At 42.8% G+C, this 10,028-nt stretch carries 9 protein-coding genes and 1 pseudogene; 6 read left to right on the forward strand and 4 right to left on the reverse strand.

Annotation, left to right across the window (positions count from 1 at the left end):
* Positions 1–291 (reverse strand): annotated as a pseudogene (locus tag BM283_RS15870) (IS982 family transposase); the annotation flags it as partial.
* 263 nt (positions 292–554) lie between these two features.
* Here BM283_RS15870 and BM283_RS19635 point away from each other — a divergent pair.
* Complete coding sequence (locus BM283_RS19635; RefSeq protein WP_217646561.1) at positions 555–746, forward strand: terminase gpP N-terminus-related DNA-binding protein; 192 nt, start codon at positions 555–557, stop codon at positions 744–746.
* Between the two features lie 14 nt (positions 747–760).
* The gene (locus tag BM283_RS15875) at positions 761–1,561 is read left to right on the forward strand and encodes an IS630 family transposase (RefSeq protein ID WP_217646562.1); all 801 of its coding nucleotides are present in this window, start codon (positions 761–763) and stop codon (positions 1,559–1,561) included.
* A 1,009-nt stretch (positions 1,562–2,570) separates the two neighbouring features.
* Here the strand turns inward: BM283_RS15875 and BM283_RS15880 are convergent.
* Positions 2,571–2,804 carry a hypothetical protein gene (locus BM283_RS15880; protein ID WP_090694849.1) on the reverse strand — a complete coding sequence of 78 codons (234 nt, stop codon included), beginning with the start codon at positions 2,802–2,804 and terminating at the stop codon, positions 2,571–2,573.
* Between the two features lie 524 nt (positions 2,805–3,328).
* On the opposite strand from BM283_RS15880, the gene BM283_RS15885 reads away from it, so the two are divergent.
* Positions 3,329–3,829, forward strand: coding sequence for a cell wall hydrolase (locus BM283_RS15885; protein WP_175492190.1), 501 nt, complete (start codon positions 3,329–3,331; stop codon positions 3,827–3,829).
* Positions 3,830–4,889: 1,060 nt separating this feature from the next.
* On the opposite strand, the gene BM283_RS15890 is transcribed toward BM283_RS15885, so the two are convergent.
* Positions 4,890–5,855: a hypothetical protein gene (locus BM283_RS15890; protein WP_090694853.1), complete on the reverse strand. Its 966-nt coding sequence runs from the start codon at positions 5,853–5,855 to the stop codon at positions 4,890–4,892.
* A 362-nt stretch (positions 5,856–6,217) separates the two neighbouring features.
* Between BM283_RS15890 and BM283_RS15895 the strand changes: the two genes are divergently transcribed.
* Together BM283_RS15895 and BM283_RS15900 are read left to right on the forward strand one after the other, a co-directional pair.
* The gene (locus BM283_RS15895; protein ID WP_090694854.1) at positions 6,218–6,787 is read left to right on the forward strand and encodes a helix-turn-helix domain-containing protein; all 570 of its coding nucleotides are present in this window, start codon (positions 6,218–6,220) and stop codon (positions 6,785–6,787) included.
* Positions 6,757–7,137 carry a transposase gene (locus tag BM283_RS15900; protein ID WP_090694856.1) on the forward strand — a complete coding sequence of 127 codons (381 nt, stop codon included), beginning with the start codon at positions 6,757–6,759 and terminating at the stop codon, positions 7,135–7,137. Before BM283_RS15895 ends, BM283_RS15900 begins: the two co-directional genes overlap by 31 nt.
* Before the next feature lie 383 nt (positions 7,138–7,520).
* Here BM283_RS15900 and BM283_RS15905 read toward each other — a convergent pair whose 3' ends face one another.
* The gene (locus BM283_RS15905; protein WP_090694858.1) at positions 7,521–8,384 is read right to left on the reverse strand and encodes a KPN_02809 family neutral zinc metallopeptidase; all 864 of its coding nucleotides are present in this window, start codon (positions 8,382–8,384) and stop codon (positions 7,521–7,523) included.
* An 819-nt stretch (positions 8,385–9,203) separates the two neighbouring features.
* Here BM283_RS15905 and BM283_RS15910 point away from each other — a divergent pair.
* The gene (locus BM283_RS15910; RefSeq protein ID WP_090694860.1) at positions 9,204–9,683 is read left to right on the forward strand and encodes an IS3 family transposase; all 480 of its coding nucleotides are present in this window, start codon (positions 9,204–9,206) and stop codon (positions 9,681–9,683) included.
* Positions 9,684–10,028: the final 345 nt, after the last annotated feature.

A 10,028-nucleotide genomic window follows, 5' to 3' on the forward strand; every position in this document is an offset into this window, starting at 1 on the left:
GGCACACACTGATCCTGGTCGAATCAATGAAGCTCTGATGCCACTGCAGCGTCCAAAACGGCTGGCCAGAAAACCACATAAGGGAATCAAGCTATCTTGCAACAATTCCACCAAGCGGTAGTAGCTCAACAACCCTGGAAAATAACCCCGCTGATACCTCAACACGTCATTCAAGTAATAGTGCTTAAACGTCCGGTAGCCGGATAGATGAAACTCCACCATGATGGTCATGACTTCGCTTAGACACAGCTCTCCTCGTCGATAACGCCGTTTTAGCGATGACTCCGACAAGCACTGCTCTCACTGTGGCTCAAACCCTTTCCAAAAATCGTCAATTGCACAAAAAGTCACTTCTATAGTATCCATCGCAATCTGATCCCTCTAATGATGAAATTCTTTTTGAAGATCCTTTCATCATAAGGAATTCAGATTCCCTTTACTGCTTTTCTTATCCCGAACTCACGTTAACATAGACTATTACTATTCTACTCCTCATGAATGAAAATTTGGTTTAAGTTAGTGCGCCAATGTCATGAATAGAATAGAATTATTGTATGTCTTCACGCTACCAGCTAACCGATCAAGAACTCTCTGAGTTAGAGTTTGAACATCGTCATACTACCGATAAGCGTTATGCTGATCGAGTTAAAGCTGTTTATCTGTTAGGTAAAGGGTGGTCGGTCACCAAGATTGCACAAGCCCTGTTAATTTACCGTGAAACGGTACGCAATCACTTCCAGCGATAGGGAGGTTGGCTACCTTGCAAAGAAATGACGCTGGTGGCAGTGATGCTGCGCTTACAGAGGAACAGCAGCGGTTGCTGGATCAGCATCTGCGTGAGAATCTCTATCTCACCGCTAAAGAAATCGCGCATTACGTGGAGCAGACGTGGCAGGTTGCTTACGGCGAAAGTGGCATGACACAGTTATTACATCGATTGGGCCATGTTTACAAAAAAACCAGGCTGATTCCAGGCAAAGCCAATGCTGAGCAGCAAAGAGAGTTTGTTGAATACTATCAAACCTTGAAAGCAAAAAAGGCACCGGATGATCCGATTTATTTCATGGATGCCACGCATCCACAGCACAACCCAATCGCTGGATATGGATGGATCAAGCGTGGTCAGGATCATGAAATTCCCAGCAACACAGGTCGACAACGCATCAACATCAATGGCGCTATCGGTTGCGCTGGACTATGCCCCATCATTCGCTATGATGACACGATCAATGCACAATCCACGGTAGCATTATTGCAACAAATCGAGCAACAACATCCCGTTGCTGCCCATATTTACATCATCTGCGATAATGCCCGCTATTATCGCTCTCAGCTCGTTACTGAATACTTGTCAGATTCAAAAATCGAATTGATCTTCCTGCCACCTTATGTACCCGATCTGAATCTGATTGAGCACTATTGGCGATTCTTCAAAAAAGAAATTCTGTATGGCAAGTACTATCAAACTTTTGCCTTGTTCAAACAAGCTTGTGATGATTTTTTTGCTGCTTCCAACTCCTTGCTTCCAACTCCTATAAGGAAGCGCTACGCTCCTTGTTGACTGATAATTTTCAGATTATCGATTGCGCTTGAGTGCCGAAATTTGAAGTGCGGCTAGTATAGTCTGAACGAAATAACCTATTTTTAATTTTATTGCAGCTAAAACCCTAGTACAATCAGAATAGATGAAACACTATTGCTACGTAGTCGATTATAACGTTACATGGTTATTTTATCTCATTAATAAAATTAATAATTATCCACAATTTTTGTGGATAAATCTGTGGCTAATTTGCAAATTCTAAAGCTAAGGCAGTTATTTGCAATATCTTTTTTGGTTTGATTAAATTTTAAACACATAATAATATTTAGTATGATTAAAAGGTTACTATTATGAGTTAATTAATCAAACGGTTTTCATTGATGCCTGATTTTCTTAAACGGCAATGTGGATTATTTTGTAAAGTCAAGAAAATTTTTAATTTAATTGCATTATTTCCTGTTTAAAATATTGAAAATATTTATATTTTAAGTTAGTTCCCTTGTTTAAATCTTGGTTTAAGACAAGGTCGAGAAGCTATTCATGCATAATTAATCATTATTCTATAGCTCTATTATCGAACACACTGATGCGTACGCTGAGTTGACTGCCAAGCTTATGCTCTTTTTTCACTTGACGTTTAATTAGCAAGTATCAAGTATTCCTCAGTTTATTTTACTTTATCGGTAAGTGACAAACATTGCAATCGCTTTTGATTCTGAAATATCAATCTCGATCAAATCGATTCATACCACACTTGTAGATTATGAGAATGCTACGATAATGCATTAACTAATCAGGTCGGGGTAACGGATTATATCCGTTACCCCTCCCACACCACCGGACGTGCAGTTTTAGCTTCGCTGATACTTCGTATTCCGCATCCGGCGGTTGAACCTAGTGACTTAGCTGTCACAAAATCCGATGGAACTGCTTTCCATCAAATTTTCATTCAGCACCTTCTATTTCTCCTTCGCCTGTGTTTCAGCTTGCATCCCACGGTCACGCTTCTGATTGGAATCCACCAACCTCACGTAGCCGTTGGGCGAGTGGTTGCCGCAGTTGCAACGCTCACCCACGCCAGAATACTCCGCGCCAATCCACAGAGATGTTTAAAATGGCCTGTCTCTTGGTTCTTCAGCCCTTCCGCTTCACCTTGTTTCCAAGGCTTCTTCGCTAATACGGCTCCTGCTGACTTCTCCCTGAACCTCGTTAGAGAGATCTCCCTGGGTAAGGTGCTAAAACTTTCAGCCCGTGCCTTCAAGCTCTACCTCATACGTCTTTCGGTAACGGTTGGATTTCGTGTTCCCTGGCACACTCATCGCCCGCACTCGTCCTCCCTGCTTGTTCGTGTTTCTACGGTCGTGCTTTTGCTACGCGCTTCTTTCAGGTTAACCTCGCGGTTTCCCCCTTGCGTTTCACTACGGTTGTCGTTACTACTTCCGGTTATCTCCTCTCAGATAACAAGTTTTAACCCATGCCGGGCACACTAGGAAAAATCTGTTTTCAGATTTTTATATACCTCTTCAAGATTTATTATTAGCCTCTCCTGTAACAACTTCGTTTGTCTCGGCTGTTAATCCCTCTGGCTTCAAATAAAAATCGGTTTGATCATTTAATGCAAATGCAGACTGTTTATTTATTTTTTTCAAACCTAAAATTATTCTTCAAAACAGTATCTGAAGCATACAAACGCGACTAGAAGATACCCAAATTTTAACCAGCTTAGACCAGAGATAGTACAAGTAAGTATTTATTTTTTCTAAAATGGGTTTTCGTTCACAAATTTTGGTTACATCCTTAGCGGCGGTATGTATTCTGAATCGTACTGCATCAGCGCTTGAGGTAAAGGCACCCCGGCAAAGCGCCGTGCTTGACTGCAACGTGGCGCGTCAGGACGAAACGGTTTGCTTGGCCTGCAATATTTACTTCGAGGCACGTAGCGAGTCATTAAGGGCACAGATCAAGGTTGCGAGAGTAGCGCTGGAACGGCTTGATAGTCCAGCCTACCCAAGGACCCTGTGCGGCGTAGTCTGGCAACCACACCAGTTTTCATGGACTCGCGATGGTAAAACCGATAAGGTATACGACGGTGATGCTTGGGCTCGGGCATTATTCCTGGCCGGGACAATGGTTTCTGATTATCGGTTTGGGAATAAATACACCGATAGTGGTAAGACAATGAATGGAGTGCTGTGGTATCACAGCAAAAAAGTGAAACCGAAGTGGTCACGTAAAATGCGCCATCACATCACTGATGGTGAACATATTTTCTACCGTAAGCGCTAAGGAGGATACAGGGGCGGAGATTAAGAAGGCCCTGTTGTATTATTGAACCGCCTTCGAATTATCGGAGGTTTCATTTCTTGAGAATGAAGCTACGAATAAATCGATAATAAACTTACCCAAATTTAGCAAAGTGGCTCTTAGCATGATGTTGGATTACGAAGCCGATTAGATTATCAACCTAGGAAAGGCGGTTGGACAGAATAAAGGTATGGATACCCAGTTGTGAGGTAAGGTGTGATGAGGCCTCAGTGATTTTTTTTGCAACAAAAATCAATGCCGCGTCCATTTATGTGCTATCAAATAAGGTCATGAAATTCACTATATTTCAGACATGTATCATATCCCATCAGCTATCGGCAATTGGAGGAAATGAAGCAAGAGCGCAGCGTTATGGTTGATCATTCTAGCTTGAGTCGCAGGGTCGCAAGTACACGCAGCAAATACTTAATCAGTGCGAGTCAATTCGAATCGTATTCAGCATTAAATCTAGGTTTTGCACTAGGAAGATTTCCTAGTGAAGACCATTAGAATAAGTTATAAAAAATATGGATAATAAGTTAGGTTAAGATAATTTGACTCATGCGTGTTTTTTCTTTCAGAAAATCTTTATGGGTTTTGAGCTTCGCTTTACCAATAAAGAGATAGCGGCTTGGGGTGGTATGGGGCTGATGAAGCGGATGCTGGGCCGAATTGGGAAGTGGCCCGAGGCATGATGTTGTGCTGAAGAAGTTGTTTGGTTTTAAACGAATAGCCAATTGGTTTTTATCGCAGTGTGATTCACATGGTAAGTAGCCAAATTATGGCTAAGGCCGGGCAACAGCCATGCTATCAATAATGCATTTACCTTTTTGACGACAGTTTGGATAAGTCGTTTGGTAAACAGGTCTTGTTGCTTCACGGGCAGATAGTAATTTCAGTAATAGTGCGTTTCTGGATGACTTATTCCATCTCCAAAATAAAACTGACGCGAAGTTGAGCTGCCGACAGTATCAATAATACGGCAAGGTGAAGCCGACAAGAAATCTGAATTCTACCAAACCGGACAATAGTGATCTTCCCTTTATGGGCTACCAAATGTTCGCACAAAATCAGCAATGAGATCCCCTACCATTACTTCTGGGTGTCGATTGATTCCAGCTGCTGCTTCACGTCCACCTCCTTCTGGGTAGTGGCGGCAGAATGCCGATGCGCCATATGGGTGCGTTTTTGCGGCACGCACACTAACGGATAACGAACCTTGCCCATCAGAACAAAGAATCAAATGAGCACGCTCGGGATATGTTTGCGATAAATTGTTTGCCAAAGTACCGACTGTACGGCGTGCCCAGGCTTCATCCGGAAGCTGATAAACCGCGGCTGTATTGGTCACAACTAAAGGTGTCAATGCTGAGATGTGATGCATGTCTGCAGCATAACCTCTCGCTAGAATAGCTACTTCAGGTGAACTGCCATAAGCTTCACGTGGATCGTCAAAGTGCTGTAGCGCGCGAAAAAGCGATGCTGGGTGAAAATGAAGATCCTCGATATAAGAACCATAACCATTGTAGTTGAGTAATTCACCCAGTTGACGTAATAATTGAATGTCGACTGCATTTAGACCGAGTTCGGAGCAGTATTTTTGTGCTATAGAAACCAAGTTATCGCCGAAAGCGGCGACAATAGCCCAAAGGGAATAACGTTCATTTAGAAAACGATCAACCAACAGACTGGTACAGGTATCAGGGGATTCGTCGATCATAGCCTGTAGGTTGCTGTGTACCGGAATTTCACCGGCATAATGGTGATCCAAATAATGAACATTTGCCCCCGTTGCAAGCAATCGTTGAAGATCTGTACGGTTACGATCGAGCGAAATATCCAAAACGGTGATACGGTCTCCCGCTATAGCATTCACTTGTTGCAGTAGTGTAATGTTGCGCTTAACGCCAGTAATTAATTCCGCATCGAGTGGCTCGACTAGGCGAAGTTGAATTAGCGCGCAGATACCATCCGCGTCGCCGTTAAAAACATCGAAATATTTAGTCAAATCAATTGTTCCTTATATTTATCAAATATTATTTGCTATGGAGTAATGGATATCTGCTGCCATGAACTGGAGTGAAGTGCTATATCGATATTAACGGCTTTATTGCCGAACAGTGTAGTACCCCTTAATTCACTTTATGTGCAAAACCAAATAAGTATTGATTATTCTAGCTTGATTTAATACTTTAAAGACTTCCCTTTTTATGTATGTGCTAAATAATCTATCTCAGATGGCGAGATTATAAATCCGGTTCTTCCGGAAATTGCGTAGATAGGCTCAGTGACAGATTAAAGAGATGATGGAAAAGTAGAGCAAGATAGATTGAAATAACCACTCATTTTTAATGATGGGGTTATTTTAAAATGTCGACGAGCTTGCTTTACCACGCTTTTGGCATAATAGGTTATTTTTATCAAAATACTCGTTATATTGCCAACGCCATAGTGGTTGCGATAAGAGAGGATCAGTGGCGTCTAAGATGCCCCATTTGCCGAAGTCGCAAGGTATTGTGCCGAGGAAAAGTGATTCGTCGCTTTCGAACAATACCGATAGGTCAAAAGGCTGTGTATATTGATCTTCCAGTCCAGCGGGTAGAATGTTGCAAGTGCCAGGCAGTACGCCAGGTAAAGGTACGGTTTGCCGATGAACGTAAAGGTTATACTCGTGCGTTTGAAAGATTGGTATTGGAACTCTCCCGACATATGACCATCCGGGCAGTAGCCCGTTACCTTGGAGTGAGTTGGGATCTGGTTAAGGAAATCCAAAAGCGTAGTCTGCAAAAGCGTTATCGATTGCCGAAATTAGCAAAAGTTAAACGTATTGCAATTGATGAAATCTATCAAGGCAAGAAACTGGGCTATTTAACCATTGTTCTGGACCTTCAACGTGGTGCCGTGTTTTTGTGGGCAATGGGAAAGGCGCGGATGCGTTGATTCCATTCTGGAAGCGCTTAAAACGATCGGGTGCAAGCATTGAAGCAGTTGCAACCGATATGAGCCCAGCTTACATCAGTGCGGTACAGCGCCATATTCCAGAGGCCACGCTGGTATTGGATCACTTTCATATCATCAAGCTGTTTAATGAAAAACTGACCAAGCTGCGCCGCGATTTGCAGCGAGAAGCAGAGAATGGGCTGGGTAAGCCCATTTTAAAAGGTATTCGTTGGCTGCTGCTCAAGAATCCTGACAATCTGGATGACACACGCAATGAGCGCCAACGTCTGGAGCAAGCACTTAAGCTCAATCAACCCCTGGCCACGGCTTATTATATGAAAGAAGAATGACGCAATATTTGGCATCAACCAGATAAAACTGCAGCGCAAAATGCGCTTGATGAGTGGGTAAAAAAGACAGCTGCTTCTGATATCAACATGCTTCACATTTAAAATGAAATATTTATAAGAATCGCCTCGAGTTTTCCAAAGACTCTTTAATTTCAATTAAATTGCAATGTACGGCTCTCTCTACAGCTCGCTCATGGACCATAACACGCTCTTTCCAACTCTGACATCAATAACGGTTTATTGCCAAGGACCATGTTATCTGATCACTTCTGGTTATACAGGCCGATAAGGGTCCTCTGCCAAGAAATTATCGCAAGAATCTCCTTTTACCCACAGTAACTCTAGCCACCAGCAATCGTCTTGCGCTAGCATTAGCTTTCTATCTATAGTTTTTTAGTTTTGAATGTATCACAATCACTAATTTTTCCCGATTCCAACCCCTTTTTAAACCAGCGAACTCGCTGTTCTGAAGTTCCATGGGTAAAAGACTCAGGAATAATATAACCCTGTGATTGCTTCTGTAAACGATCATCGCCAATAGCTGTGGCAGCATTTAAGCCTTCTTCAACATCACCACTTTCCAGAATATTACGCGCACGTTGTGCATTATTTGCCCATACACCAGCAAAACAATCTGCCTGCAATTCCAGTCGAACAGATAGTGCGTTTCTTTGGGTTTCATTCATACTCCTCCTCAAGGTCATAACATGATTAGAGATGCCTAACAAGGTTTGGATATGATGACCAATTTCATGAGCGATAACATATGCTCGTGCAAAATCCCCAGAAGCACCTAGCTTTTTTAAATCATCAAAAAAGTCAAGATCTATATAAACTTTCTGGTCAGCGGGACAGTAAAATGGACCCATTGCGGCTTGTGCAAAACCACATGCGGATTGTACAACCCCACTGAATAAAACAAGCGTAGGTTCTTTGTAACTTTTATTTAGCTGCTCAGGAAATAATACTTTCCAAGTATCCTCTGTATCTGCAAGAATCACGGATGTAAATTCCCTTGCCTCCTCCTGACCAGCAATAACAGGTTGAGTTTCTGTTTGAGATGATTGAAAGCCGCCCTCTAAAATTTCTGCTCCTTGCATAATGATACGTGGATCGATATCCAGAAACATCGCTAGAAGGACTAAAATGACGATTCCTATACTTCCGCCCCCAAGTCCAGCTCGAGAGATACGTAATCCACGCCTGTCTTCAATATTCTGACTACGACGTCCAGTTTTCCAGCGCATAAATTCCTCCAATAAGTATTGAACTTAATGCAAGTTTTAAATGTACATCTTATCCCATTTCTAAATCAAACCTGATTTTGTTGGGTTTTTTTGTCGTACTATTTATACAATATCTACAGTTCGTCTTCGTGTTATTTCTGATTGGGAAATGGAATTATCGGGTCCAGGTGCTATCAATAAAGCAAAGACGCGGCCCACACATATATATCTGACACATCAGTTAAGTAGCTTTTCTCATTAACGCTATCTTTCATCAATTGCTCAAGCACATTCACTGTTATCACCGTAATCGGGTAGGTAGATAAGCGTTATAAGAGTAATAGCCAAGTATGCACACTTAATTGTTTGATCCTATTTATAGCACTGATTTATGCGAAATTAGCGCAAAGACTTTTTACTTCATGATCTACGAATGAATTTAAGCAGTCTGGTCTCTTGCTATTTTTCTACCTCGGAACAACACTGATCCAACATTCAACGCTTGCAAATGCTTATTCACAGCGCTTCTTGAGGTATGCTGAGTTTTATGGAGTCCAAAATTTCATAAAATATAGACATGAAATGGAGGATATAGATGGAACAATTACCCCGAACACGATATAGCCCGGAATTTCGCGAGCAATTAGTCAGGTTTTTTAAAGAAGTGGATTAACTCTGGTTGAAGCAGCGAAACGACTCACTTTACCTAAGGGAACGTTAAAGAACTGGGTTTATGCTGACCGGCAAGGCAAACTCACAACTGTAGGTAAAAAGCAGAACTCACTGATTGAGCTTGAGCTAGCGTTATCCAGGATCCAACGTGAGCTGGCAGAAGTGAAGATGGAGCGAGATTTCATAAGAAAAGTGTACGGCCTATTTCGCGAAGGAGTCGCGGTGAGATACGGCATGATTGATACGCTGCGACAGCAATATCCGGTTGCACTTAGGTGCCGTGTACTCGATGTTTCAGAGAGTGGTTTTCATGCCTGGAATACTCGCCCACCTTGTGAGCGTGAACAAAAAAATGCACGGCTAGTAATAGAAATACTGGTAGCACACCAACGCACCCGAGAGACCTGCAGCGTGAAACGCTTGCATAGTGAGCTGGTAAATCAGGGTGTGCAGATTACAGCATACCGTGTTCGAGCGCTTCGCAAGAAGCTGAATTTGCGTTGTAAGCAAAAGTGTAAATTCAAGGTAACGACCGATTCTACACATCATTTACCGTTCGCTCCTAATATTTTGAAACGGGAGTTTGCTGTTAGCGCACCTGGCAAAGCGTGGGTCAGCGATACACCTATCGTGCGCCCATCCTTCTAAGGCGTCACTGATGACGTTGACGAAGCTTGAGCATGTCTGGAATGCATTCTAATCATACTGTAATGAATGGAATGCCCGTCTTCTGCCATGAGAAGGCGCGAGCCGAAGCGGCGGTAACCTGCTGTACATTGGCAGGGTGACGGAGCCCGTGGTAAACGGGACGTGAGGCGAAGTCGTTAAGCCAGGATGTGTCTCCAGGCTGAGTATTGGAAGGTTGAGGAACACGAACCGATTAAACCGCGTCTGTGGATTGAAATGTCACCACCACCTACACGGCTTAGCAGGTGGTATACAAATTGGAACGAACCATATGTAGGGCTCGTTCCCAAATGCAGACTGCACACA

It is taken from the genome of Nitrosomonas sp. Nm34, assembly GCF_900113925.1.
Taxonomy (GTDB): domain Bacteria; phylum Pseudomonadota; class Gammaproteobacteria; order Burkholderiales; family Nitrosomonadaceae; genus Nitrosomonas.